The organism is Flavobacterium sp. GL_143 (assembly GCF_057834355.1).
This window is the reverse complement of sequence record NZ_CM174401.1, coordinates 4,229,330-4,256,091: the sequence shown is the minus strand read 5'-3', so window position 1 is coordinate 4,256,091 and position 26,762 is coordinate 4,229,330. Positions and strand designations below refer to the sequence as shown.

Below are 26,762 nucleotides of genomic sequence, written 5' to 3'. Positions count from 1 at the left end.
AAAAAAGTATATTGATTTTCAATGTGTTAACAACTTGGAAATGATAAAACAATTCACTACTTTTGCAACTTAGAAAATACTAGGAATAGCAAAAGTTGTAATTAAGCTATCCTTATGCTTAAATTATTGATATAAAAGTGATTAATAACAATAGTAATTTTATAACCTTATTATAAAATTTTAGTTTTTTTTCAATTCATCAGTCGCTACAAGTACAAAAAGTCTAAAATATATTTTCCTATATTTTTAAAAGTAAACGAAAACTTTTATAATGGAGGCAACAATGATGCTCAATCCGTTACAAGGTTTCTTGTGTCTAATTTAAACTGATTAGACTCTTGTTTGCGGATAAAAAGTATCATCTTAAAAAAAGTATTATCAACCATAAAAAAGAAAATTAGTATAAATGAAAGACAATCAGACAAAAAAATATTATTGGGGAATTGGATTAGAAAACGAAACCTATTTGCAATTTGAAGACCCCCTAATAGTTTCTGGTGAATTTATACAAGAAAAAATTGGATTTGAGAAATACAGTATTGATTATAGAAAATGCTATAAACCAGAAAGCCTGGCTCCTATTTTGAAAAAAGCTTTTGGATTAAATGAAAGCTATAAAGTAAGCCGAATGATGAATAGTCATTCTCTGGAAAAACTCGATATAAACTATCAGCACAAAACATTATCACCAATAAAGCCATTAATTGATACAGAAAATGGTGAGGTGATCGCAGAACCACTTGAGAATCCTGATTATCTTGGAAAATCTATCATGGAACTTTTCCTTGAGGATCAACCGTACAATATTCAGAGTATGATTACTCAAAGAAACAAAACAATGGGTTCTGTTCATTTTGATGGTGATTCTATCGAATTTGTAACTAAATATTTTGAAAACAGAACAATAGCCGATTCGTGCAAAGAACTAAAAGCTACCAAAAAGTTATTCATTGATAAAATTAATGAATCACGTGTATTAAACGGAAAATTAAACTTTCCGGATTATAACAATGGACTTAATATGTTTATGACCAATCAGGAAAATTTGGTTTTGTTTAATAACGGAACGTACCATTTTCATATTACTTTGCCTTCATTAACAGAAGATAGCAGAATTGTAGATTACAATGAATTTGAAAAAACACATGCCAATGCTATTTATTTGTTGCAATGGTTTGAACCATTTTTTATAGCTACTCTTGGAAGTCCAGATATTATGGGAGTGATAAGTGATACTTATAGCATGGACAAAAAATTTACTTTGGGCTCTATGCGCAATGCAATGTCTCGATATATAGGTGTAGGAACTTATAATAAAGCAATGCCAAAAGGTAAAATTCTGACTTATAAAGTAGATGATTTTAGAAAATTACTAAAATTTGAAAAAGAAGAAAATGTTTGGTGGCGTGATCAGGTTGAAGCTGATATGGAATATGAAATGCTTTCGGAAGTTGGTCTTGATTTTAATCAGGAAAAAATGTACCAAAGTGGTTTTGAATTCAGAAGTTTTGATGAGTTTCCAGCGCAGTACTTAAACGATGTTCTTTTTTCTATAATTTTAATTTGTGAGCATTCTTTAAACCTACCCGATGTACAATGGGGACATGATAGTAAAGCATGGAATAATCTAGTTTTTAGAACTTTAAAAACCGGTTATTTAACTGAAATTAATGAAGATGAAAAGAATGAAGTTTTAAATTTATTGCAAGTATTAAATCCTACTGATAGTAATTATAATGCGCTAAAAGCTGAATTTGATGCTATCATAATGTTAGATGAATTCTTCTTTAAAATTTTGGCTGTCTTACATGATAAATACAAAGACAATAATGTTTGTTTGGATTCTATGTACGGACAAAAAACAAACTTCCCTCCTAAATGGGATAACTTTAATAAATACCAAACAGAGAAACATTTAAAGCAAATAGGTTCTTTCTGTGAGAATTAAAAAATCTTAAGAAGTTTTAAAAAAAATCATACAACGTCATAAAATTATGGCATTGTATGATTTTTTTTTTGACTCCTACTATTTTATAAGCACGCTTTTATACTTAGCTATATCTTTTAAGACAGTTCCGGTACCAATAACCACGGCTCTTAACGGATCTTCTGCAATATATACCGGTAAATCGGTCTTCTGAGATATTCTTTTATCAAGACCACGTAACATTGCGCCTCCTCCTGCCAGATATAATCCGGTATTATAAATGTCGGCAGAAAGTTCTGGTGGTGTTAATGAAAGTGTTACCATTATTGCATCTTCAATTCTTTGTATTGATTTATCCAATGCTTTTGCAATCTCTCTATAGCTGACTTTTATTTCTTTTGGTTTCCCCGTAAGTAAATCTCTTCCACGAACCAACATATCATCAGGAGCTTCCTCAAGTTCTTCCATTGCAGCGCCAACCTCGATTTTTATCATCTCTGCAGAAGCATCTCCGATATACAAATTATGTTGCGTTCTCATATAATACAAGATATCATTGGTAAAGACATCCCCTGCAATTTTTATCGATTTGTCACAAATTATTCCTCCAAGCGCAATAACTGCAATTTCGGTGGTTCCTCCTCCAATATCAACAATAAGATTTCCCTTTGGGAGCATCACATCTAAACCAATTCCGATGGCAGCAGCCATAGGTTCATGAATTAAAAATACTTCTTTCCCGTTTACCCGTTCACAGGATTCTTTTACAGCTCTCATTTCAACCTCGGTAATACCACTCGGAATACACACAACCATTCGTAATGCGGGAGTGAAAAAACTTTTCTTTAGTTCAGGTATATTTTTTATAAACCAACTAATCATTTTCTCAGAGGCATCAAAATCGGCAATAACCCCATCCTTAAGTGGTCGGATTGTTTTAATATTTTCGTGTGTTTTTCCCTGCATTAAACTGGCTTCCTTGCCTACAGCGATAATTTTTCCGTTTCTAATATCTCTGGCTACAATAGAAGGACTGTCAACAACGATTTTTCCGTTATATATTATTAAAGTATTAGCTGTTCCTAAATCCATAGCTATCTCCACCATCATAAAATCAAATAAGCCCATAATATTGTTTTGTTTAAGAACGGTTATTGTTGCGGCTTTATTTTCTGCAAAAAATAAAATTCAAATGCGGCAATTAAATATGTTTAAGGATGAAATCTAGTTAAAAGGCACTAAATCATTCTTATACTAAGGTAGAACAAAAGATATGATTATTATGATGATTTGTTTTTATTAAATTATTTAATATTTTCTTAGTGTTAATTATCAAATTTTTTGTAAGGATTGGTTTATACTCGTGATTTACAGAGTTATTTATCTGCCAATTTAAAGCATTAAGTTACATAGTGAGATTCATGAAATTAATATTACAGCAAAAAAATAACCATAATAAGAGAAGTAAGGTCATTTAAGTTTACGCCGATTAGGAGTACTTATATTCACTTATTTTTTCCTATTATGGTTAAAAGATTTTTATTGTATTCGCTAAAAATTTTAGCAATACTTAAATAAATTTCTAGCAACACTTATCATTACTTTATCTATACAGCAAAATAAATTATTTTATTGGATAGCAGTTTGCTTTTAGTGGTGAGCATGTTTATCATGATTATCGCCTGCATCTTTAGGGCCTTCAGAAACATTTACTGTAAAATCTGCTGTATGAAGTTTACCATCAATTTTAAACTGTACCCACATTCTATAAATACCCGCTTTTTTAACTTGAGTCTCTGCGTAAATTGGGAAGTTTTTATCAGATATTGGATGAATATGCAGGAAGTCTTTAGTTTCTTTAGCAACCATTACAATATGAGCGCTTGCTCCAAGATACTGTTCAATATCTTTCTCCTCTAGTTTCTTACCCCCTTTTTCTACAGTAAATTTTAGTAACTGACCTCTGTCTGTTTTTAAATCATTTCCGTTAGTTAATGTAACTGTATAATTATCAACTTTAGATACTAGTTTTTCTGTTGCCGTTTTTGGTATATCCAAAGGAGTTCCTTTTACTTCAACTTCCATCATTTTGACGTTACCAGATGCGCCAACTGGTTTATAATCGGTAAATAATAAATATTTGCCTCCACCTGGAAATGTCTCGGAAACACTATAAGTACCATCCGTTTGTTCTTTTGGGTGAACGTGATCAAACCATGTTAATTCTTCGTTCATAACCAAAAGATGCATCTTCATTTCATGTACTACATCCATTGTTACATTTTTACCATCTTCGGTAACTGAGATTGATAGACTTGTTGTTTTTCCAGCCTGAATTACTTCAGGATTACTAGATAACTTAACATCAAAAGCCCTATCCTTCTTTGCTGCAGAAAGTTCTAATTCCATTCCGCATTTTGGACATTTTTCTCCTTTTTTTCCTATTACTTCAGGATGCATAGGGCAAACATAATTAGCTTCTTCATTAGCGTGCTGATGTATATCCATATCTGATGTGTTTTGTTTCTTTCCTGTATTATTACAAGCTGATAGCATAGCAATAGATGCTGTTCCGAGCAATAAAATTTTTAGTTTATTCATACTATTTTTAATTATTTTAAAGGCTTTATTACCTGTTACAAAGTTCTATGTTTCTTAGAATCTAATCATTACACTTTTTCTGGTTTTATTTGTGACATTTACAGATAATGGATTGCGAACAAAAAAATATCTTATAAATATTGCAACGGTTTTAACCGCTGGAGCGCAATGTATATCATAATTCGTATCGCATGGTTGAAACCGTGCGCTATGATTAAAATAGAATTTAAGAACTAAAAAGAAAGAGCCCGATATGGTATCGAGCTCTTTCCAAACTGCATAACTGTAATAATATTGACTTTTTGCTTTTAACCTCTTTTGGAATAAGGTGTATTTACAATACTAAACAGATAAAGGTTCCGCTTTAAAACCTTTACTTTTAATGATAGCAACGATTTCGTCTTCTGTTGCTCCTTCTGATTGCACTGTAAGGATTTTGTCGGCATTATCAGTGTCTACATTCCATTCGCCAATACCTTGAGCATTGTCTAAATCAGATTTTACTTTTGCTACACATCCACCACAATTAAGGGTTGTTTTAAATTGAAGATTTTTATTTTCCATTTTAATTGATACTTTAATAATTATTTGATACCACAAATTTCCGTCAATAATGCCTCAATACGTTTACAATATTCCTTATTTGATTTGTGATATTTACTGATTAATAAGTAAGTCAAAAGTTTTAAAGTCATAAAGTCAAAAGGACTAATGTTAATTAAATTATCAAAATCAATGAATTACTTATTTTTATCTGATTTTAAAATACGACATTACAATGTGATTGTTGCTTAGCTATCTTTTATATTCTTTAAAATTTCATCTTTTGAATTCTAACAGCATTTAGTATAGCTAATAGCGCAACTCCTACATCGGCAAATACAGCTTCCCACATGGTAGCAAGTCCGCCTGCTCCAAGTATAAGTACAATGGCTTTTATAGAAAATGCCAGTATGATGTTTTGCCAGACTATTTTTTTGGTTTGTTTACCAATATTTATTGCCATTGCTATTTTTGATGGCATATCGTCTTGTATTACCACATCGGCAGTTTCTATGGCAGCATCACTTCCTAGGCCACCCATTGCAATTCCTGCATCACTCAGAGCAATTACTGGAGCATCGTTTACACCATCGCCCACAAAAGCTACACTACCATTACTGGCTTTGATTTCTTTTACTTTATTCACTTTGTCCTCAGGTAGTAAATCTCCGTAAGCATTATCTATTCCTAATTGCTTAGCAACATGATTTACAACGGCACTTTTATCACCGCTGAGCATAGTGACTTTTACATTCATGCTATGTAACTTATCGATTGCTATTTTTGCATCAGCTTTAATGCTGTCTGAGATTGTGAGATAGCCTACAAATTTCCCATCATAAGCAATAGCAATAACCGTGTAAACAATATTTGCTGTGTCGGCATCATGGCTGATATTGAATTTATCAAGTAATTTAAAATTACCAACAAGTAATTCTTTTCCTTTTACAGTCGATTTTAGTCCGTGTCCGGCTATTTCTTCCGTCCCTACTAAATTGATGGTATTATCTATCTCGCCAACATAGTCATGAATGGCAGTTGCGACCGGATGTGTGCTTTGGCTTTCGAGCGCATTGACCATTTTAAGGATTTCATCTTTATTAAACTCGGGTTTTATAATTACTTCCTGAACTTTAAAAACGCCTTCGGTCATTGTTCCTGTTTTATCAATTACAACATTTTGAATATTAGCAAGAATATCCAAAAAGTTAGAACCTTTAAATAAAATACCATTATGACTTGCCGCTCCAATACCTCCAAAATATCCTAGTGGAATAGAAATTACCAAGGCACAAGGACAAGAAATAACTAAGAATACTAATGCTCTGTACAACCACTCACTAAAGACATAATTATCTACAAATATTGCTGGCAACAACGTAATCGCTATAGAAAGCAATACGATAATAGGTGTATATACTTTGGCAAACTTACGAATGAACAATTCTGTAGGTGCTTTTTGAGCAGTTGCATTCTGTACCAGCTCCAATATTTTACTAAGTTTACTATCCGAATAGGCTGTGGTTACTCTTACTAAGCTTATAGTACTGCCGTTTATCATACCTGCCAATACCGTTTCGCCTTTAGATTTCGTGTCGGGTTTACTTTCTCCCGTAAGGGCGGCAGTGTTAAATGAGGCATTTTCCGAAACCAGTTCGCCGTCTAGTCCTAATTTTTCTCCTGGTTTTAGCTGAATGAGATCTCCTATTTTTGCATCTTCAGCTTTTATAACTAGCTGTTTGTTATCTCTCAGTACAGTAACTTCATCTGGGCGTTGATCCAGTAGTGATTTTATATTTCCTTTGGCACGAGATACGGCAAGTGTTTGGAACACCTCGCCTACTGCATAAAATAACATAACAGCTACAGCTTCGGGATATTCGCCTATGGCAAAAGCACCAACCGTAGCAATTACCATAAGAAAGAATTCCGAAAAGAAATCTTTGTAGCGTATACTCTCAATCGCTTCTTTTATAACTGGTAGCCCAACAGGAATATAAGCTATGATGTACCATGCTAATCTTACCCAGCCAGTAAACCAAGGTTGCAGAAAATAATTATCAAAAGCTATAGCAATTAGCAATAAAGTAAGGGAGATAATAGCAGGCAAAAATAACTGAAATGCTGTTTTATCTTCGAGGTCGTGGCTATGATCATGATCGTGTCCGTGACTATGGTCATGCCCGTGATCATGGTCTTTTTTGGTAGTATCGCACTGATGTGGGTGCACCTCTTTTTTTTGAGGTTTTACATGATTATCCGTAGTGCAACATTGCTTTGACATATCTATTAGTTTTTAATTCTATGGCAAAGTTATAAGTCTGTTTTGGCAACCTGGTTGCAATTGTCGAAATGATAAAATTGTGTTTAAGCTTTACGGTTTTAAATCTTTACAAGATTAATCCCGATACCGCAGAAATTCTTTCTGTGCCCACAAACATTGCATATCCACGCGGTTGCATTTCTAGCCCTGATAGAAGGGAAAATCCTTTTTTATTGTTTTTCTCAATAAAAAAGATTTGGAATGATAGCAGGAAATAGCTCCTAAAAATCTTTAGAGAATAAATTATTTCCTGATTGTCGGGCAATTCAAGGCTTGAAATAAAGGATTTTCTAATGATATAAATACTAGTTTATTCTTGAGGAAATCTAAAAGAATTTGGAGCAATTTTCGCAAATTCCTTTCATTACAAAATTGACACTTTCTAATAAAAACTTTTCAGGAAGCTGAATTGGTGGTATAGAAATGCTTTCGAGACAATACGTATTATGGCAACGGTTACAATTAAAATGAACGTGTAATTCTCCAACGGTACACATACAGGTTTCATTACAAATTGAATATTTCATTGAACCAGAACCGTCGTCAATGTTATGAATAAGTAAGTTTTCATGAAACAAAGATAAGGTTCTAAAAATGGTCGATTTATTCACGGTTTCTAATTCCGTTTCCAGATCAGTCAGGCTAAAAGTTTTTTTAAATTCAGTCATTGTTTTAAATATCAATAACCGTATTGATGTTGGCTTTATATTCCTGTTCAATAATCTTTTTTCTAAGCTTTCCATTTTTATACTTTATTTAGGCTTCTATTACAAATTTAAGAAAATAGCGAACGATACTAACGTTACAAATATTCCATTAGGAGTAATTACTTCGTCTGTTTGCGTCGCTTGGGCTATAAAAGTTCAATTAAACACATAGAAACATAGGTTTTATGTGCAAAAAAGAGCACAAAAAGAAATACATTTCTTTCGCATAGCTAGAGTTATGTGTATTTTAACTAAGTGAAACGCCTTATTTATAACTAAAAAAATCTATGTTTCTATGTGTTAAAAATAATTATACTCAACACTTACAAATAATGTATATAACCAATTTCTGGTAAGTACATACAATTATCGCAAGTGTCATATTCGATAGTTGCTTTAGCCGGTTGTTCAAAATTGGCCTTTAAAAATGCATCTGAGAACAAAGCATACGGCGGAAATTTGGCAATATGATTTTTAAGCATTTTGTGAGCTTCTACAACAGGCGTTCCATAAAGTTTCTCAAATCTTCCAATTTTATATTTAGTAAAAGTACCATAATGCACAATGATTTTTAATGATAAAGGAATTTCCATTGCAAGTTGTTGTGATAGTCTGGCTATTTCTTTTTTGAAGTTGTTGTACATTACTTCAATTTGAGTTAATGTAGTACCAAACGACGGTATTTTGTGGTATTTGTAAAATAATATGGCATCACCTTCAATCTCCGAAACTTCTAAGGATAATGTGTTGCTGTCTATTATTGATTTTAGCAGACTTTCGGTTATGTATTTACCGATAAACATATTGGTATTTATTACAAAATCTGTAAAACCAGATATGTCTGGAATCATCACCATTCCTGTTTTATATTGTGCAGTATCATTTTTCATAATTCGGATTACAGCTGGGCTGATTACTATTATTAATTACCAACTGTATATCCCGCCTTTTTAATAGCATCTATAAGATTTTCTGCAGCATCATTGTCTTCTACAGAAGCGGCTAGTTTTCCAGCCTCTATTTTTTGAATTTGAATTCCATCTATATCTTTGATAACAGTATTTACTCTAGCCTGACAATGTTCACTTTTCATATCAGGTATATTTAATATTATATTTTCCATTTTGCTTTATTTTATTATACAAATTTCAGAATTGTACCACTGTTTTTCATGGTGTAATTCCTTGTTTGATTTATAATATTTACTGATTGATTGAAGAAGGTTCAGAGGTTCTGAGAGGCAAAGGTTCAAAGGTTTTCCTGTAGAGACGCACCGCAGTTTGTCTTGAAGAATGTATTTATAAAGGTTCTGAGAAGCAAAGGTGCAAAGGTTCAGAGGTTTCTCTTGCGCAGATGCCAAGTTGTCTAGTGAATAAGTTTTAAAGTTTTTATTTAAAATAGTTGATTTATAGCTTTTTATGGTGTTTTGGAATTTATTTTCCAAAAAAAAGACCCCATTATTAATCAACTTCCATACTATTAAAGAAGAGGATTAAAAATGAGGTCAAAAAAATGGTTTGTTTTAAGAATTTATAAAGCTCGTTTTTTGAATAGCATTTATTGTTTAAGCGTTTTTATAGAAAAAGCTGCTATAATTGCGGCAATGGCACATATAATGGCTGCTGAGAAAAAAGCCGTCTGAAAACCTGCGTTTAATGCCGCAATATCAGTTTCACCCATTGCTTTGAGCGTATTCGTTTTTGCTGCTGAAATAGCTACAACAATACCCAGTCCTAAAGCCGAACCTACTTGATAACTTGTATTAACCAAGCCAGAAGCAAGTCCCATTTCTTGGGGTTTAGCGCCAGACATTGAAGCAATAGTTCCTGGAATATAGGCTAATGACATACCAAGTGCTCCCAATAAAGAAGCAGGCAAGACATTGATTAGGAATGTTCCGTCAGGCGGAATTGTACTAAACAGAAGAAGTGACCCTGTAAGTGCAATTAATCCAGCTATTAGATTTGCTTTAAAACCAAATTTAGCGACCAACTTTCCTGTAACGCCAACCATCAAAAACATGATTGCAATTGTCATCGGTAATAAAGCTAGTCCACTATTGAAGGCAGAATAATTCAGCGTTTGCTGCAAATAAAGATTTAGAAAAAACCATAACGGAATCCATCCTGCGGCCATTAAAGCCATTACTAGATTACCTCCCGAAAGATTTGGAACTTTAAAAATGCTCATAGGTACTAATGGTTCTTTCTTCTGTTTCTGAACAATAAAGAAAACAAGAAATAATAACAAAGAAAGACCTAGTAAGCCAATGGTTTGTAAAGATTTCCACCCTGCTCCTTCTCCCGACACGATTGCATATATCATTACTAATAATGCTGTTGTGGCTAGAATTGCTCCTGCAATATCTACTTTTCCTTTGCGGGTAGCACCAGCAAATAATAAACTCTTGCTATATGCTAATACTATAAGTCCTACGGGAATATTAATTAGGAATATCCAATGCCAAGAAAGCCATTGAGTAATTGCTCCGCCAAGGAAAACTCCTGCAGAACCTCCCGCAGCGGCAGATGCTCCCCAAAAACCTAATGCTTTATTGAGTTCTTTAGGGTCAGTAAATTTAGATAATACTAAAGTAAGTGCTGCCGGAGCAATAAGTGCCGAACCTAAACCTTGTAGAGCTCTTCCTGTATTTAGCGCTGCTTCTGACCATGCCACGCCAGCCAAAAGTGATGCGGCAGAAAGGATAATGAATCCCCACATAAAAATTTTACGTGCACCAAACAAATCCGACAAACGCCCGCCGAGGAGTAAAAAACCTCCGAATAGGATAACGTATGCATTAAATATCCATTGCAAGCCACTTTGCGAATAGCCAAGATCTGCTTTTATTGCGGGCAAGGCTACCCCAATAATTGAGGTGTCCATAATTACTATAAATTGTGCTGTACATAGCAAAAAAAGTGCCGACCATCGTTTGCTATATGGTGTAGGTTTGTCTATTGGTTGTTTATTATTTTTAGTCATATTTTTATTTAATTGTTTTAGTTAGTAATTATAGAGTTAGCAGTCCTAGGGCTTGTTGTAATTCTACATGTAGCATTCGCAGGTTATATACGGCGTTTAGGTAATTTATTTTGGCTTGTGTTAGTGCTAGTTCAGCATCTGTTAATTCAAGTCTTGAGCCTAAGCTATTTCTAAAACGATCATCAATCATTCGGTAGTTTAATTCTGCCGACTTTACTGTTGTTTCCTGTATGACTAATTGCGTTACTGCTTCTTTCCATTTGCTTATAATCGTAGCAAGTTCTGTCTTAACTTCATCTTTTAAATCGTTTAGTAATATGTCTTCTTGCTGCGTTTTAATTTTTGCTTGATTAATCTGAGATTTAGTGCGGTTACCATTAAAAATAGGTACGCTAAGCTGTAGACCTAAGAAAGAAGTTCTTGGCCAGGCATATTCGTTAAATTCCATATCATCAGCTTGGGCTTGTATCTGATATTGCCCTATTAATGCCAGCTTTGGTAATAATTCTGACTGAGCAGCCTTTAATTTTTTTTGCTGAAGATCAATAGTCAGTTTTTGAATATTCAAATCATTCCTGTTTTTATCAGCAATTAGCAATGCTTCATCAACTTGGTAAAATTCGCCTTGACTTACTTTTATGTTATCTTCAAGGTTGTCAGTCAGTTCAATTTCTCCCGAATCTTCTAATCCAACGAGTCTTTTTAATTCAATGCCAGATACCTCTATATTATTTTTTAAATAAGAAACAGATGATTTTAAATTTGCTACAGCAATAAAACTCCTTAGCGTATCTGATTTTAGTCCTCTGCCTTGCGCAAATAGCGATTTTGAATCTTGAAGCGCTTTGATATTACGTTGATGGCTTTGTTGAAGTAAACCTAGTTGTCTATTCATCATCAGTATGTTAAGATAGCGACTAGAAACCTGAAGTGCCACCCGACTTTTTAAATCGGCTGTTTTTTCGTCTTGAATTTTCTCGTTGATTTTCGAAGCTTTTGTAAGCTGATGTGTCGCTGGTGCAAAGATGGGTTGGTACAACGATACGAATGCATTATAAGTATTTCTTCCGCCAACAGCGAAATCCTGAACTGCTTTGTCTGTGCCTACAAAGGAACCTGGGAGGAATATAACCTGCCTGTCGAAATAATGAGAAAACCCTGCATTTGCCGAAATACTGGGCAGCAAACCACCTCTTGTTTCTCTGGTCATTTCTTTAGCATTTATTTCCTCTAACATTTGAACCTGTAGTGCTTTGTTTCCTTGTTTTGCCATTTCTAATGCATCTGTGAGAGCCAGCTTTTTTTTCTGTGCATGCACTGCATTAGTGCTGCTTAGCAATAGCAGCGCTGTAACTATGTGTAAGATATTTGTTTTCATTTTATCTTCTTTGAGATTTAAAATCATGATTCTATGGCTGGACTGTTTGTGTCTTCGGAATCTTCTTCTACAATAACAACTTCTCCTTTTTTGCTTGACAAATAAGAATAAACTGCTGGGATGATAAACAATGTTAATATTCCCGAAAAGACAAGTCCTCCCACAATAACAATTCCTAATGACTGGCGGCTGTTAACGGTAAGCGCAATAGGTAATGCTCCGAATATCATGGCTAGCGATGTCATTAAAATTGGACGGAAACGTTGTTCTGCTGCCTGTATTGCAGCATCGTATTTAGAAAGTCCTGTATCTTTTAGATGATTGGCAAATTCTACGATAAGTATTCCGTTCTTGGTAATTAATCCTACCAGTGTAATAATCCCGATTTGGCTGAAGACGTTTAAACTTTGACCAAACCATGATAAACTTAAAATTGCTCCTGTTACTGCCATTGGTACCGTTAACATAATAGTTAGCGGATCACGAAGATTTCCGAACTGAGCGGCTAGAATCATATAAATAAGTAACAATGCGAGAACTAGTGTAAAGGCTATATTACCTTGACTTTCGTCATAATCTCGTGATTGACCTGCTAATGAACTTTTGAAATTTTCTCCTAGAACCTCTTTCTTAATCTTTTCGATTTCCTCAATTCCTTCTGCAAGGCTTACTCCTTCTGCGGTTGCTGCCGATACTGTTGCCGATATATATTGGTCGTATCGGTATATCGCTGCTGGACTTACAGCTTCTTCAGTTGTTATCAGGTTGTTCAACGGAATCATCTTACCTGTTGTTGAACGAACATATATAGCGCTTAAATCACTTTTGTCATTTCTGTGTTGGCGGTCTAATTGTCCAATTACTTCATACTGACGATCGTTGCGAAGGAAATATCCGTAACGTTGTCCTGAGAATGAAAGTTGCAGCGTGTGGGCAACTACCTCCATAGATACGCCCATTAAGGCTGCTTTTTCTCTGTCAATATTTATTTTCACCTCTGGTTTATTAATCTTAAGATCAGCATCAACAAATAGAAGTTTTTTGCTTTGGCGTGCTGCTGCCAGAAATTTAGGAAGCACCGCTGTTAGACTATCAAGATTTGGCGATTGTAATACATATTGTATTGGCATACCTCCACCATAACGACTTCCGATAGTTGGTGGCAAATATGGAAACAAAAGGAACCCTCTAAATTTCCCAGACGCCGCACCATATTGATTGTATAAATCCTTAATACTTGATTTTCTATCTTTAGGATCTTTAAGATAGATACTTTGTACGGCAACATTAACAGGCGCTGGAGCAGGAATAAATGAGATCGCAACCATCGAATAGGTCTGATATAATCCATCGGTAGAATCGTTTACATATTTTCCAACTTCGGTCATATGTTTTTTCATATAATCGAAAGAAACACCCTCGGGAGCAACGGCAATTAGATTCATGTTCGAACGGTCCTCTATCGGTGCTAGCTCAGAAGGAAGTCCTTTCCCAATAAGATAAATAAGTAAAGTTGTGCCTATCAAAAATACCCACGCTAACCATCTAAACTTCATAAATGTGATTAACAAACTAGCGTATCCATTATTCATACGGACGAAAAAAGGCTCAGTCACACTATAAAACCAGCTAGGCTTTTCTTCTTTCTTCAAGAAATAAGCACTCAGCATTGGAGTTAGCGTCAGTGCTACAAAAGCCGATACCATAACAGAACCCGATACTACAATTGCAAATTCCTTAAATAGCTGACCGCTGATTCCTCCCATGAAAACAATCGGCAGAAATACTGCTGCCAACGTAATGGTAGTAGAAATAACTGCAAAATAAATCTCCTTAGAGCCTTTAAATGCTGCTTGTATGGGCGACATTCCTTCTTCTATTTTTTTGTAGATATTTTCGAGTACTACAATAGCATCATCGACCACCAATCCTATGGAAAGTACTAATCCCAAAAGGGTAAGTATATTGATAGAAAAACCAGCTATATACATAATAAAAAATGCGGAAAGAATAGAAACTGGAATTGCTAATACTGGTATGATTGTAGATCGCCAGTCTCTTAGAAATAGAAAAATAATTAATACGACTAAACCAAAAGCGATAAAGAGTGTTTCTTCTACTTCTTTAATAGATTCTCTTACAGAACGGGTATAATCGAAACCTACTATTAAGCGGTATTCAGATGGGATATCTTTTTTTAGCTGATCTAATCTTCTATAAAATTCATCTACTACTTCTATAGCATTTGCACCACGTTGTATCTGGATAGCCACACCCACACCCACGCGGTTAAGACCTCCAGTTTCATTGATGATAGCCGTACGTTCGTTTACTTCTCCTAATTCGGCAGAACCAATGTCTTTTAATCGGATTACTCTATTATCAACTTGTTTGATGAGCATTTCCTCAAAATCTTTTACGGAAGTAAGACGTCCCATTGTACGAATACTTAGTTCGCTGTTATTCCCGTCTATCCTACCCGCAGGCAAATCAATGTTTTCTCTTAGCAATGCCTTGCGGATATCTTCGGGAGTTAGCTGATAAGCAGCAAGTTTAGACGGCTCAAACCGAAGACGCATTGCGTATTTATGTTCTCCCACGATAGCAACATTATTGATTCCGGGGATAGACTGTATTCGGTCTTTGATTGTAGTAGATGCGAGGTGACTGACCTCTTTTATGTCTTTAGTATCGCTTTCTACTTCAAGAAATGCTACCAAATTATCTGGCGAAGATGCTTTTTGTACAATCGGCGGATCTACATCTGTAGGAAGCTGTTTTCGTGATTTGGCAACTTTATCCCTGACGTCATTTAATGCGTCTTCAATGTTTATTTCACGGTTAAACTCTATCGAAATAACACTCACTTGTTCTCTGGATTCGGAAGAAATAGTACGTATTCCGTTTGCTTCTGATATAGATTCTTCCATTGGTCTGGTAAGCTTAGATGCGATTACATCTGGGCTTGCACCAGCATAGAAAGTAATTACCGAAATTACTGGTGGTTCTGTTAATGGAAATTCTCGAATCCCTAATTGTTTCCATCCTATTATTCCTAAAATAACAATGAGGAGGGAGAATACACCGGCTAAAACCGGTTTTTTTATGCTTAAAGCTGATATACTCATAACGCTAAAATTTGAATTTGATTAATTGGGTACAACGGCTTTTACAGGAGTACCATCTCCTATGCGCAGCATATTTGAAATTATGATACTATCGCCAGTCTTAATCCCAGATGTGATTACAGCATCCGTTTCTGTCCTATTACTTATGGTTACTGCCACAGGTTTTGCTACTCCGTTTTTTATTATAAAAACAGCATAACCTTTATCACTTGGCGACAAAGCTTCTGTTGGTATCATTATACCTTTTGCTCCTTTCTGAGTGACACTGAAATAAACTTTTGCCGAAAGACCTGCACGAAATTTCCCGTTTGAATTATTAGTTATTGCCTGTACCTCTAAACTTCTGCCTTGAGCATCAAGACCTGGTTCGGTAGCATTGATAGTTGCCGAATATTCTTGATCAGATAACTCAGAAGTAAATCTTACTTTGTTTCCTGTTTGTATCAACGGTAAGTATTTTTCTGGAACAGAAAAATTGATTTTGATACTGCTTTGATCTTGCAACATTACTAGTTCAGCTCCAGGCGATACGTAAGCTCCAAGATGTACTTTTGAAATTCCTATTTTCCCTGAAAATGGAGCTCTAATTACGGTTTTGGCTAAGTCAACTCTAAGGAGTTCTTGCTGTGCAATCAAGGATTGGTAACGCATAACTGCCTCGTCGTTTTCTTGTGGTCTTACAGTTTCGGTTTTTAAGAGGTTTGCCATTCTGTCTTTTGTAAGACGAGCCAGTTCTAGTTCGGCACCAACTTGTTTTAACCGCGATCTGATGTCGGCATCATTCAGTTTGTAAAGCACGGCTCCTTGGTTTATGTAACTACCATCTTTAAATGCCACATGAGTGATCTTTTGAGGGAGTTCGCTCACAATAGAGACTTCGCGATACGGCATCATCGTTCCCACTACAACCTCTTCCTGATTGAGTTGTTTTTCTTGGGCAATTATAATGTCAACTGGTAGTTTGTTGGCATCTGCCTTTGCTGTTGCATCCTTTTCTGGTGCTTTTTCAGTTTTGTTCTCACAAGCAATCAATAAGATGCTCAACAAGGGAACTAAAATTCCCAACCTTTGTGTAGTATGTTTGTATAACATGTTCTTTTTTTTAATTATCCAACTAACTATTAAATTTCAATGTCAAAATTACAGTGAGATGCTAGCGAGCTTTATACACAATTACAGGTAAGAGTTGTGAGATTTACTTTTTGTTTAGAGGTTCTAAGAAAGGTTCAAAGGCTCTGAGGTACTAAGGCACAAAGGTTTTCCGTAGAGACGCACCGCAGTGCGTCTTAGGTTTTAGGGGAAGAAAGGTTCAAAAGAGAAAGGTTCAAAGGTTCTGAGGGACTAAGGCGCAAAGTTTTTCCGTAGAGGCGCACCGCAGTGCGTCTTAGGTTTTAGGGGAAGAAAGGTTCAAAGCTTTTGAGGGGCAAAGGTTCAAAGACGCAAAGGTTTTCCGTAGAGGCGCACCGCAGTGCGTCTTAAGTAATCTATTTATGGAGGTTCTGAGCCGCAAAGGTTTTCGTAGAGGTACACCGCAGTGCGTCTTAAGTTATATATTCTAAGAAGCGCTATTTATATGAGATTGCTTCTCAATAATAGCAAGCTTATCAAACCGTATTTTTTTATAATAGGAAGAAGTAAAACCAGTATATTTTTTTAACTGGTTAGATAAATGTGCAGGACTGCTGTATCCTAAAGTATGAGTAATCTCAGACATCGATTGATCTGTATAAACAAGAAGTTCTTTTATCTTTTCGATTTTTCTGAGGATGATATATTTTTCAAGTGTTTGTCCTTCTACAGACGAAAATAAAGCGCTAAGCGTATCATAATTCTTGGTCAGTTTATTACTGATTAATGTAGAAAATTTGGTTGGTTTTCCATTGTCCAATTGCATTTTGATTCCTATTTCTACTAGTTCCTTAATCTTTTCTACAGTTTCTTCGGTTTTAGTAAATAATAATTCAAATCCATTTTTTTTAAGCATGGACTTAATTGCCTCTTGGTTCACAGAAAAGTTGGCTGTATCTTTTATTACAACGCGGCCTAGCTCAATAGCAATGATTTCTAAATCTAGATTTAAAAATTCCTGTTCGAGAACATAAATGCATCTGTTGCACACCATTCCTTTTATTAGTAATGTCATAAAATTGATATTAATGATGCTTTTTCCATTTCCTTGAATTTTGTTTTACAAATTTCCTGATAGTTGAGCTGTGTCTTATATTGCTATTCCTAATTTGATTTATAAAATTTACTGATTGTTTTAAAAAGGTTCTGATCCCGAAGCGTCGGGACTGAGTGACAAAGGCTCAAAGGTTTCTCTTGCGGCGCGTATTTCTCAAAAAAAAAGACCTCATTTTAACTAGCTTCAAAGATTAATGAAGAGGAAAAATGAGGTCAATAATAAAAATCAATTAAACTAAGAAGTAATATAAAACGGCGGCCAATGCATTAGGAAACCGCCGTTTGGCAAACGCATCAAGGAGTTTACTTTTTCCATTTTAAGCGTAAACTGTTACTTACTACACTTACGCTGCTCAAAGCCATTGCAGCTCCAGCAATCATTGGGTTTAGCAAGAATCCGTTTATTGGATATAATATTCCCGCAGCAAGAGGAATACCAATTAGATTATAGATAAACGCCCAGAATAGGTTTTGTTTTATGGTTGCTACTGTTTGTTTAGATAGTCGAATAGCCTGAGGTATTTTGTTAAGATCTGATGATATAATAGTCATCTTTGCCACATCCATTGCGATGTCGCTTCCCTTACCCATTGCAATACTTACATCGGCAGTTGCCAAGGCTGTACTATCATTGATACCATCACCTACCATAGCTACAACTTTGCCTTGCTGTTGCAATTCTTTTACAAAGTCTGCCTTATGTTGTGGCATTACCTCTGCTTTATAATGTTTTATTCCTGTTTGTTCTGCGATAGCTTTTGCAGTAGCTTCATTATCTCCAGTAAGCATATAGAGTTCAATACCCATACCTTGCAGATGTTTGATCGCTTCTACAGATGTTTCTTTGATTTTATCAGAAATTGCAATAACCGAAAGTGCTTGCTTGCTATTAGCAAACCAAATTACTGTCTTAGATTCTTTACCCCATGCATCAGCATGATCCAATAATGTATTGTCAATAGTGATATTATTCTCTGCTAGTAATTTCTTGTTACCTACATAATAGGTTTCGTCCATATAGATTGCTTTTGCTCCCTTACCAGTAATACTATCAAAATGGGTTAGAACTACGTTTGGTATACTTTCGAAATTTTTTACTACGGCTTCCGCCAAAGGGTGCTCAGATTGTTTTTCGATACTAATTAAAATATCTTTTGTTACATCGTTATTATTTAGCCATTTAACACCTGTTACCTGTGGTCTTCCTTCAGTAATAGTTCCGGTCTTATCTAAGACAATTGCCGTAACTTTTCTTGCTAGTTCTAAACTTTCGGCATCCTTAATTAATATACCATTTTCGGCACCTTTGCCCACTCCCACCATAATTGCTGTAGGTGTTGCAAGACCTAATGCACAAGGACAAGCAATAACTAATACTGTAACTGCTGCTAATAAAGCTTGTGCCACAGCATTTTCTCCTCCTAGAACTATCCAAACAATAAAAGTAAGTATTGCTATACTAATCACGATTGGAACAAAAACACCTGCAATTTTATCTACTAGTTTCTGCACAGGAGCTTTACTTCCCTGAGCATCTTGTACCATTTTGATAATTTGCGCAAGCATGGTTTCTTTTCCAACTTTAACTGCCTTGAATTGAAAACTTCCTTTTTGGTTTATAGTTCCAGCAAAAACTTTTTCGTTTTCCGTTTTCAGTACAGGAACTGGTTCACCGCTTAGCATACTTTCATCTACATACGAGTTTCCTGAAGTCACCATTCCATCCACAGCAATTTTTTCTCCTGGTTTTACAAGGATAATATCGCCAACATTTACGTTTTCAATTGCTATTTGTTTTTCCGTTCCGTCAGGCTGAATAACCATTACAGTTTTAGGCTGTAAACCCATTAACTTTTTAATTGCAGATGAAGTATTTCCTTTAGCTTTTTCTTCTAATAATTTACCAAGAAGAATAAATGCAATAACTACTGCTGCCGCTTCAAAATAAACGTGAGCATGTAATCCGCGTTGATGCCAAAAATCCATGAATAGCATATTAAATACACTAAATAAGTAAGCAATTCCTGTGCTTAAAGCCACCAAAGTGTCCATATTGGCAGATCTGTTTTTCGTTTGTTTCCATGCATTTATAAAGAAATCTTTCCCTAACCAAAGTACTACTGGAGTCGAAAAAAAACACATAATCTCATTTCCATAAGGCATATCCATAAAGAACATACCAATCGTTACTACGGGTAACGACAATAGAACTGCCCAAATGGTTTTGTTTTTTAATTTTTTGAATTTCTCGGCATGAATTGCTTCCAGAGATTCTTGCTGTTTGGTTTCGTCTACAATAAGTAAATCGTAACCAACGGCTTGCATGGCCTTTTGAAGTTTATTTGCATCTGTTAGATTTGGAAGATATTCTACAGTTAGGTTTCCTGTTGCAAAGTTTACCGATGCATCAACGACTCCCAATTCATATGTTACGATACTTTCTGCGCTGCCTGCACAAGAAGCACAAGTCATACCTAGAACAGGAAAAGTATTTTTAACAGTGGGAACATTATATCCCAAGTCTTTAATAGCCTTTACAGCATTACCAACGGTTTCATTACCTTTAACGGTAATGGCAGCCCTACGGTTGTTTACTTCTACTTTGTGAGTTTCAACGCCTTTAACCTCCGCTAATCCTTTTTCTACGATTAAAGCACAATGCTCGCTATCTACATTTTCTAGCGGAATGAAAATTGTTTCTTTACTATTATTATTTGTCGCCATATTTCACGTGTTGTAATTTACATGCAAAGTTGGCGACAATATCTATGAATTTTATTGTGTAATTATGGGTTTGATTTGTAATATTTACTTAAACCTTATCCAATGGTTTTCTTTTTTCTTCCCTAATTTGTTTAAAATGACTTGGTGTTAACCCTGTTACCTTTTTAAATTGATTACTTAGGTACGCAACACTGGAATAATTTAAACGTAAAGCTATTTCGCTCAGTGATAACTCATCATAAACCAAAAGTTCTTTTATCTTTTCGACTTTTTGAGCGATGAAATATTTTTCTATCGTGGTGCCTTCTACCTCCGAAAATAGATTAGAAAGATAATTATAGTCATGATTGATTTTTTCGCTCAAGATATCAGATAAATTGTTTTTTGTGTCATTATCCTGATGATGCACCAGGTCGATGATAATGTTTTTTATCTTTTCGATAATTCTACTTTTTTTATCATCAATTACCTCAAAACCTAAAGGAACTAATGCTTCTTCTATCGAATTTCTTTCGTCGGAGCTTAGTTCTTTTGTCAGGCTAACCTCTCCAAGCTTAATATTTGTAAAGTCTAAACCGAGTTTTTCGAGTTCATTTTGAACTACCATAATACAACGGTTACAGACCATGTTTTTAACGAATAATGTACTCATATCCTTGTTAGATCAGATTTTTTATTAAATATAGTATCGACAAATCTACTATTAAAATTCAATTAACCGTTTTATAAATATCGTTAAGTTTACCGCAAAGAGCGCAAAGGTTTATAATCTGTAGGTTAAAAAGTTTAACCATTAAGACATTAAGTTTCATTAAGGATTAGCGTTAAGTTTACCGCAAAGGTCACAAAGGTTTATAATCTTTAAGGTTGAAAATTTTAACCATTAAGGATTAAGCTTAATTTTTCTTTTTTTCTTAATGGTAAAAAAATGGTCAAGTTAGGTTAATAATAAAGGACGAAAGGGTTTACGTTAAGCTTTGTACCCTTTGCGTAAACCCTAGCGCCCTTTGCGGTAAAAATATTTAGTTTATGATGTTTAGAAAGTCACAAATTTCACTCCTAAACTAAACCATCTTGACGGAAGCGGAACTGCTCCAACCTCGTAATAAGTAGTGTTGAAGATATTTTGCGCATCAACATAAATAGTTATTTTTTTTATAGATTGACTTACTCTAAAGTCGTTAATCCAGTATGATGGCCCTGTTATTCTTTTATTAAAACGAGTAGCAAATAACGCCGTAAAATTTTTATGCTGAAAATCGATTGTATTGGTTATTTGGTGCTCTAAAGAAGAAACCAAATATTTAGAATAAAGATCATCAATAACATCTTGAAATTTAAAATCTAAATAAGAATACGCCAGATTGATATTTAATCTGGAATCATTAGAAAAGTTAACTCTATAGTTGGTACGTAAATTAAAACCATTTGTATTTAGATTTCCGTAATTATTACTTTGCCAAGGCTGAGTGGTTACATTTCTTGTCCAATCTATAAAATTGCTAATCTTTCTGTAAAAATAATTGGCATTAAAACTAAAATTTTGCTTGGTGTATTTAAAACCTATTTCGCTCTGAAATGCATTTTCGGTTAACAAATCAGGATTTCCAATATTCCCCGGACGTTGGTTAAGGTATAAATCGGTAAATGAAGGTATACGCTGACTTGTTCCGATATTTCCTATTATCTTAAACGCATCAGTTATAGCATAACTAGCATCAATTGCTGGATAAGCTTGCCATTTATAATCTGAATTATAATTAAGATAAGTACCAAAATTCACATCTAATTTTTCAATAAATGTAGTTCTGTATTGTAGATAAATTCCAAAATTTTCTCGATCATGATCCCCAATGTTAGACGAACTAATGTCTTCATTTCGTACTTCTGCACCAAAGCCCAGTTCTCCCCTTTCCATCTTATACGTTGTATTAATTTCTGCAGCTATAGAGTTGGTATAATGCTGACTTCTACCCGCTTTTAGATTAGAAATTCCGTAGTAACGATAATCATCATAATTATATCTGTAGCTTACTCGAGGCATCAATGTCCATTTTTCAGATAGATTATGTTTAGATTGTACAGATGCAAAAGTAGTTTGTACAACTTCACTTGAGTTTCTGTCCCCAGGAGCAGCATAAAATCCATTAGCGCCAAAGCCATTGTTAATATAACCGAATGAGCTTAAAATTTCATTGTTGTCGTTAATCTGAAAATTACCCTGATAAAATATTTTATTGTTTTCGAAAGCTGTATTGTATCGATAGCCGTTGCTTTTATCATGTGAAGCAAAAAGCGAATGTTGTTGTTTCTCTTTGCTTAAAACTCCTCCTACCTGAATTCCGGTACCATAAAATGTATCTCCTGTATCTTGCGTATCTTTTTCAAAATTAGATCCTGCATACGTATTTACTAAAAAGCCAGATTTGGTTGGTTTTTTTGTAATAATATTTATAGCTCCAGTTAAGCTGTTAACACCATAAGTAAGAGCAGCTGGCCCACGAATTATTTCGATTCTTTCGATTAATTCAACCGGAATGGGCAAATTAAGCATATTGTGTGCCGTTTGTGAGTCAATAATTTTTGTTCCATTTATAAGAACAACTGTTTGCTCAAAACTTCCTCCATCTATACTTACATCGGCTTGGCTTCCAAATGGTCCTCTTTGTCTTAAATCAACACCATTGGCATATTGTAAAATTTCCTGAATAGATTTTCCTGGTAATTTTTCAATTGCAACTTTATCAATTATATATACATTTCTGTTTTTTTTAGAAATTGGAGTACTAAATCTATTTTCGTGAATTATTACTTCGTCAATTTTAATAGTGTCTTTTTGTACTTGAGCGTATAAACCGACGCTCATAAAGGTTAATATAGCAAAATAAATCTTTGTCATTTGTTTTAATTTTTTGCAAAAGTAGTATCTTGCCGTACTACTAATGTGTACCAGTTTTATAAAAATGGATAGTCCGGTTCAAATTCCTTTCAAAAGTTTTATTCAGCTTAAGCCTGAAGAGTCTACTGCTATATATTTGCAGATCGTTTTTGAATTTATAAAAGCGATACAAATCGGATTACTTCCTGAAGGCACGAAACTTCCCGGAACTCGTATATTATGTAAATTATTGGAGGTTAATAGAAATACGCTTATTAAAGCTTTTCAGGATTTAGAATTACAAGGTTGGATTGAAATTTTACCAAATAAAGGAACGTTTATCTTATCTGAAAAAAAACAGAAAAACAAAGCCGAATTTGCTCCGATTGAAACTGAAAATGCTTCAAAAATAAATGAACCTTTTACTTTTAAGCGTTCTACAATTCTTGAAAACCCGAAAGAAACCAGCACTTTGCCCTATCAATTTAATGATGGTTTACCCGATTTACGATTGGTTCAAACTGATGTTCTGGCGAGGTTATATGTATCTAAATTAAAAAGAAAAAAAAATACTAAAACGTGGGAACAAATTCAGACACAATCTCATTTGAATTTTAAGACTCAGTTCTCTAATTTTTTAAATCTGACACGGGGTATTCGTATTTCAACATCAAATTTACTCACAACTACTAGCCATGAAATCAGTTTATATTTGGTTACAAAATTACTGATTAGTCCTGGCGATAAAGTTGTTGTTGCTTCTCCGGGGTATTATATGTCGAATATGACATTATCTGATAGTGGTGCGCAAATTATTACAATACCTGTTGATAAAGACGGAATCGATACGGGGCATCTAAGGCAGATTTGCGAAAAACAGAGTATCAGACTATTATATCTTACGTCTAATTATCATTATCCTACAACAACTTCTCTTAGTGCCAAAAGAAGAATGGAAGTGCTGGAATTAGCTAATAAATATGGTTTTGTGATTCTAGAGGATGATTATGATTTTGATTTCCATTATGATAATAATCCCGTATTACCTTTGGCTGCCTTAGATTCTAATGAAAGAGTAGTTTACATTGGTTCGTTTGGGAGATCTTTGCCAGCAGGCTTTGGTTATGGATTTATTGCTGCTCCATCAGAATTTATCAAGGAACTAGAAAAACATCAAAACATTCTGGAACCTGAAATTGATGTTATTAAGGAACAGGTTTTAACCGAATGGATTATGGAAGGTGAAGTTCATCGTCTTTCTAAAAAAAATAAAAAAATTTATAAAGAGCGAAGAGATTATTTTGTTTCGTTATTAAAGGAAAAATTAGATGGAAAAATCAAATTTCAAATTCCGCTTAGAGGTTTGGCTATTTGGGTAGAATGGCTTGATAATTTTAATTTAATAAACTTGCAAAAGCAATGTATTATAAATGGATTATTCTTGCCGAAAACTATTTTGTATCAAACAAAAAATCTAACCGCTACACGTTTAGGTTTCGGACATTTAGATGAAGCTGAAATGGAAAAGGCGGTTGCTATTTTAAGTAAATCTCTTGATGAAATTATTTAAATATTAGTCAAAAAAAAATATCCCATAAAGAAAGGCTTCTTTTGGGATATTTTTTTGATTGAAAAAGGGTTTTAAGCTACTTCTTCTACTTTTAGGATTTCTAATTTCAAATCCCCTTTTTTAGCAGGCCATTCTACTAGATTACCTACTTTGTATCCTACCATTGCAATACCTTCATCAGAAAGAATTGAAATTTTGTTTTTGCTTACTTTTGTTTTCTCAGGACCTACAAACACAACTGTTTTTTCTTCGTTTGTTGCATGGTCTTTATAGGTTACTTTTCTATTTACTGAAACAATATCTTCTGGTAAATCTCTTCTTAGTACCTGTGTTGCCTTTTTAAGTTCAAAAAGTAATAATTTTTCTTCTTCTATTGTTACTTTTTTTCTTCTTACGTGATCCTTAATTAAATCGTATATTCCTGTTGTTAAAATGATGTTTTGATTTGCTGACATAACTTTCTGTTTGCTCCATTCTCATAGGTATGATATATAACTCATCATTGAACTTTTTGTGGCTCTTGGTGTGTTTGAATTCAATGATATCAGAATCCTAAATAAAAATTGAAGATTAAATAAATGAGTTGCCTTAATAAAAGGGTCCCTGTCTAGAGTTTTGACAGGGCTTAATTAATAAACTCTTTTGAACTTTTTAAGAAAGTATCATCATGCAGATATAGTAACGTGCCCATAAGGCGCATCAAGCGATTATTTTTTAAATAAAAATTTGAAGTAGTCATTACTATATTTGCTTTTAACTCTGCAAAGATAGCTATTTTTTTTGAAAGAAAAAAATTTCAAAAATAGAACTTTAATAATGTTAAATAAAATGAGGAGTCTCAAGGTCAGTTATATAGGTTTTTGTATTGCAAATACTTACCTATAAAAAGTTAGGGTTAACTTAAAGTTGACTTGAATCTCTTAAAACTAAAGTTTATAGCTTATTCCTGCCACTATTATTCCTTTATAACCAAAGCCTAGCTCCGCAAACGCTCCTAACTTCTTCCCTACTCTTAAACCAACCGGATTTACCTGAAAACCAAATGCAGTTGCATTATCTGTATAAGCATTGGTATTATCAATTTCTTTGGTTTGCATCATGATGATTCCAGCTGCAGCCGAACCATAGAAATTTATAAAAGATGTACGAACATAACTGAATTCTATAGTGGGTAGTACCAAAAAATATTGCGCTCTACGCTTATTGTGCTCTATCCCACCAGAATTTGGAAGTTTTGTTTCAAACGATTTATCGGTTTTAAGATAACTTACATCAACCCCTATTTTTAATCTTTCAGTAATACGATTTCGATATCCTGCTTCAAACATTCCAAGGGTACTATCTTCTGCATTATCGATTTTGGCTCCGTTGATGCCAGAAATAATTGCATCACCAAAAGCATTCGAAATCCCTGTTCCCATAATAAGGAATGTTGCATCACTATAACCTACGCGAAATTCGTGTTTTTCATTTTTTTGTGCTTTTGCAATAAGTGTAAAAAATAGTAACCCTAAGATAATAATCGATTTTTTCATTTTAATTCAGTTCTAATTTATATGTTCTGTTAAGTAATTTTCTTTTTTGCAAATATAAAAATGTTTGCTTATAACGCAACTATGTTGCATTATAAAAAGGGATTTAATTTTAATAGTTACAAATGTATTAGTCTAAAAAATGATTTTCGATGTAATTTATCATTGCCTTTTAGTATAAATTTATTATATAAGGAAAAAAGAGTCTATTGAACTTTTAGTATCAGAGTTTCATCAACTTGTATAAACAACAAAAGCCTGAACATTGTCAGGCTTTTGTTG

At 34.2% G+C, this 26,762-nt stretch carries 19 protein-coding genes; 2 read left to right on the top strand and 17 right to left on the bottom strand.

Annotation, left to right across the window (positions count from 1 at the left end; translation table 11 throughout):
• Positions 1-406 precede the first annotated feature (406 nt).
• Entirely contained in the window at positions 407-1,948 is a 1,542-nt protein-coding gene (locus tag AC3IPI_RS17980; RefSeq protein WP_489154656.1) for a hypothetical protein, read from the top strand.
• A 78-nt stretch (positions 1,949-2,026) separates the two neighbouring features.
• On the opposite strand, the gene AC3IPI_RS17975 is transcribed toward AC3IPI_RS17980, so the two are convergent.
• From AC3IPI_RS17975 to AC3IPI_RS17905, 15 genes are all read right to left on the bottom strand, one after another.
• Positions 2,027-3,055 (bottom strand): rod shape-determining protein, encoded by a 1,029-nt coding sequence (locus AC3IPI_RS17975; RefSeq protein ID WP_039112085.1) that lies wholly within the window; start codon positions 3,053-3,055, stop codon positions 2,027-2,029.
• Between the two features lie 522 nt (positions 3,056-3,577).
• On the bottom strand, positions 3,578-4,528 hold the full coding sequence (locus AC3IPI_RS17970) for a DUF8832 domain-containing protein (protein ID WP_489154654.1): 951 nt from the start codon (positions 4,526-4,528) through the stop codon (positions 3,578-3,580).
• Between the two features lie 342 nt (positions 4,529-4,870).
• On the bottom strand, positions 4,871-5,092 hold the full coding sequence (locus AC3IPI_RS17965) for a heavy-metal-associated domain-containing protein (protein ID WP_039112086.1): 222 nt from the start codon (positions 5,090-5,092) through the stop codon (positions 4,871-4,873).
• 247 nt (positions 5,093-5,339) lie between these two features.
• Positions 5,340-7,355 carry a heavy metal translocating P-type ATPase gene (locus AC3IPI_RS17960; RefSeq protein WP_489154651.1) on the bottom strand — a complete coding sequence of 672 codons (2,016 nt, stop codon included), beginning with the start codon at positions 7,353-7,355 and terminating at the stop codon, positions 5,340-5,342.
• 365 nt (positions 7,356-7,720) lie between these two features.
• The gene (locus AC3IPI_RS17955; RefSeq protein WP_323490478.1) at positions 7,721-8,137 is read right to left on the bottom strand and encodes a Fur family transcriptional regulator; all 417 of its coding nucleotides are present in this window, start codon (positions 8,135-8,137) and stop codon (positions 7,721-7,723) included.
• A 287-nt stretch (positions 8,138-8,424) separates the two neighbouring features.
• Positions 8,425-8,991: a DUF2652 domain-containing protein gene (locus AC3IPI_RS17950; protein ID WP_086895392.1), complete on the bottom strand. Its 567-nt coding sequence runs from the start codon at positions 8,989-8,991 to the stop codon at positions 8,425-8,427.
• 32 nt (positions 8,992-9,023) lie between these two features.
• Complete coding sequence (locus AC3IPI_RS17945) at positions 9,024-9,224, bottom strand: heavy-metal-associated domain-containing protein (RefSeq protein WP_086895391.1); 201 nt, start codon at positions 9,222-9,224, stop codon at positions 9,024-9,026.
• A 434-nt stretch (positions 9,225-9,658) separates the two neighbouring features.
• A complete protein-coding gene (locus tag AC3IPI_RS17940; protein WP_489154648.1) occupies positions 9,659-11,086 on the bottom strand; it encodes an MFS transporter in 1,428 nt (475 codons plus the stop codon).
• A gap of 28 nt (positions 11,087-11,114) precedes the next feature.
• Positions 11,115-12,491, bottom strand: coding sequence for a TolC family protein (locus AC3IPI_RS17935; RefSeq protein WP_489154646.1), 1,377 nt, complete (start codon positions 12,489-12,491; stop codon positions 11,115-11,117).
• Positions 12,488-15,592, bottom strand: coding sequence for an efflux RND transporter permease subunit (locus AC3IPI_RS17930; RefSeq protein WP_489154644.1), 3,105 nt, complete (start codon positions 15,590-15,592; stop codon positions 12,488-12,490). Before AC3IPI_RS17930 ends, AC3IPI_RS17935 begins: the two co-directional genes overlap by 4 nt.
• A gap of 21 nt (positions 15,593-15,613) precedes the next feature.
• The gene (locus AC3IPI_RS17925) at positions 15,614-16,684 is read right to left on the bottom strand and encodes an efflux RND transporter periplasmic adaptor subunit (protein WP_489154642.1); all 1,071 of its coding nucleotides are present in this window, start codon (positions 16,682-16,684) and stop codon (positions 15,614-15,616) included.
• 463 nt (positions 16,685-17,147) lie between these two features.
• Entirely contained in the window at positions 17,148-17,735 is a 588-nt protein-coding gene (locus AC3IPI_RS17920; RefSeq protein ID WP_039112092.1) for a helix-turn-helix domain-containing protein, read from the bottom strand.
• 344 nt (positions 17,736-18,079) lie between these two features.
• Complete coding sequence (locus AC3IPI_RS17915) at positions 18,080-20,500, bottom strand: heavy metal translocating P-type ATPase (protein WP_489154640.1); 2,421 nt, start codon at positions 20,498-20,500, stop codon at positions 18,080-18,082.
• Positions 20,501-20,588: 88 nt separating this feature from the next.
• On the bottom strand, positions 20,589-21,152 hold the full coding sequence (locus AC3IPI_RS17910) for a helix-turn-helix domain-containing protein (protein WP_409416589.1): 564 nt from the start codon (positions 21,150-21,152) through the stop codon (positions 20,589-20,591).
• A gap of 384 nt (positions 21,153-21,536) precedes the next feature.
• On the bottom strand, positions 21,537-23,399 hold the full coding sequence (locus AC3IPI_RS17905; RefSeq protein ID WP_489154637.1) for a TonB-dependent receptor plug domain-containing protein: 1,863 nt from the start codon (positions 23,397-23,399) through the stop codon (positions 21,537-21,539).
• Between the two features lie 64 nt (positions 23,400-23,463).
• Here AC3IPI_RS17905 and AC3IPI_RS17900 point away from each other — a divergent pair, with 64 nt between their 5' ends.
• On the top strand, positions 23,464-24,948 hold the full coding sequence (locus AC3IPI_RS17900) for an aminotransferase-like domain-containing protein (protein WP_489154635.1): 1,485 nt from the start codon (positions 23,464-23,466) through the stop codon (positions 24,946-24,948).
• Positions 24,949-25,019: 71 nt separating this feature from the next.
• On the opposite strand, the gene AC3IPI_RS17895 is transcribed toward AC3IPI_RS17900, so the two are convergent.
• The gene (locus AC3IPI_RS17895) at positions 25,020-25,403 is read right to left on the bottom strand and encodes a GreA/GreB family elongation factor (protein ID WP_039112096.1); all 384 of its coding nucleotides are present in this window, start codon (positions 25,401-25,403) and stop codon (positions 25,020-25,022) included.
• A gap of 471 nt (positions 25,404-25,874) precedes the next feature.
• On the bottom strand, positions 25,875-26,483 hold the full coding sequence (locus AC3IPI_RS17890; protein WP_489154633.1) for a hypothetical protein: 609 nt from the start codon (positions 26,481-26,483) through the stop codon (positions 25,875-25,877).
• Between the last annotated feature and the right edge of the window lie 279 nt (positions 26,484-26,762).

Bases quoted from the DNA above. Each gene is read 5' to 3' on its own strand.
- AC3IPI_RS17980 (WP_489154656.1), top strand. From the start codon at position 407: ATGAAAGACAATCAGACAAAAAAATATTATTGGGGAATTGGATTAGAA.
- AC3IPI_RS17890 (WP_489154633.1), bottom strand. From the start codon at position 26,483: ATGAAAAAATCGATTATTATCTTAGGGTTACTATTTTTTACACTTATT.
- AC3IPI_RS17915 (WP_489154640.1), bottom strand. From the start codon at position 20,500: ATGGCGACAAATAATAATAGTAAAGAAACAATTTTCATTCCGCTAGAA.
- AC3IPI_RS17905 (WP_489154637.1), bottom strand. From the start codon at position 23,399: ATGACAAAGATTTATTTTGCTATATTAACCTTTATGAGCGTCGGTTTA.
- AC3IPI_RS17975 (WP_039112085.1), bottom strand. From the start codon at position 3,055: ATGGGCTTATTTGATTTTATGATGGTGGAGATAGCTATGGATTTAGGA.
- AC3IPI_RS17900 (WP_489154635.1), top strand. From the start codon at position 23,464: ATGGATAGTCCGGTTCAAATTCCTTTCAAAAGTTTTATTCAGCTTAAG.
- AC3IPI_RS17960 (WP_489154651.1), bottom strand. From the start codon at position 7,355: ATGTCAAAGCAATGTTGCACTACGGATAATCATGTAAAACCTCAAAAA.
- AC3IPI_RS17935 (WP_489154646.1), bottom strand. From the start codon at position 12,491: ATGATTTTAAATCTCAAAGAAGATAAAATGAAAACAAATATCTTACAC.
- AC3IPI_RS17970 (WP_489154654.1), bottom strand. From the start codon at position 4,528: ATGAATAAACTAAAAATTTTATTGCTCGGAACAGCATCTATTGCTATG.
- AC3IPI_RS17895 (WP_039112096.1), bottom strand. From the start codon at position 25,403: ATGTCAGCAAATCAAAACATCATTTTAACAACAGGAATATACGATTTA.
- AC3IPI_RS17950 (WP_086895392.1), bottom strand. From the start codon at position 8,991: ATGAAAAATGATACTGCACAATATAAAACAGGAATGGTGATGATTCCA.
- AC3IPI_RS17925 (WP_489154642.1), bottom strand. From the start codon at position 16,684: ATGTTATACAAACATACTACACAAAGGTTGGGAATTTTAGTTCCCTTG.
- AC3IPI_RS17910 (WP_409416589.1), bottom strand. From the start codon at position 21,152: ATGAGTACATTATTCGTTAAAAACATGGTCTGTAACCGTTGTATTATG.
- AC3IPI_RS17920 (WP_039112092.1), bottom strand. From the start codon at position 17,735: ATGACATTACTAATAAAAGGAATGGTGTGCAACAGATGCATTTATGTT.
- AC3IPI_RS17955 (WP_323490478.1), bottom strand. From the start codon at position 8,137: ATGGAAAGCTTAGAAAAAAGATTATTGAACAGGAATATAAAGCCAACA.
- AC3IPI_RS17940 (WP_489154648.1), bottom strand. From the start codon at position 11,086: ATGACTAAAAATAATAAACAACCAATAGACAAACCTACACCATATAGC.
- AC3IPI_RS17930 (WP_489154644.1), bottom strand. From the start codon at position 15,592: ATGAGTATATCAGCTTTAAGCATAAAAAAACCGGTTTTAGCCGGTGTA.
- AC3IPI_RS17965 (WP_039112086.1), bottom strand. From the start codon at position 5,092: ATGGAAAATAAAAATCTTCAATTTAAAACAACCCTTAATTGTGGTGGA.
- AC3IPI_RS17945 (WP_086895391.1), bottom strand. From the start codon at position 9,224: ATGGAAAATATAATATTAAATATACCTGATATGAAAAGTGAACATTGT.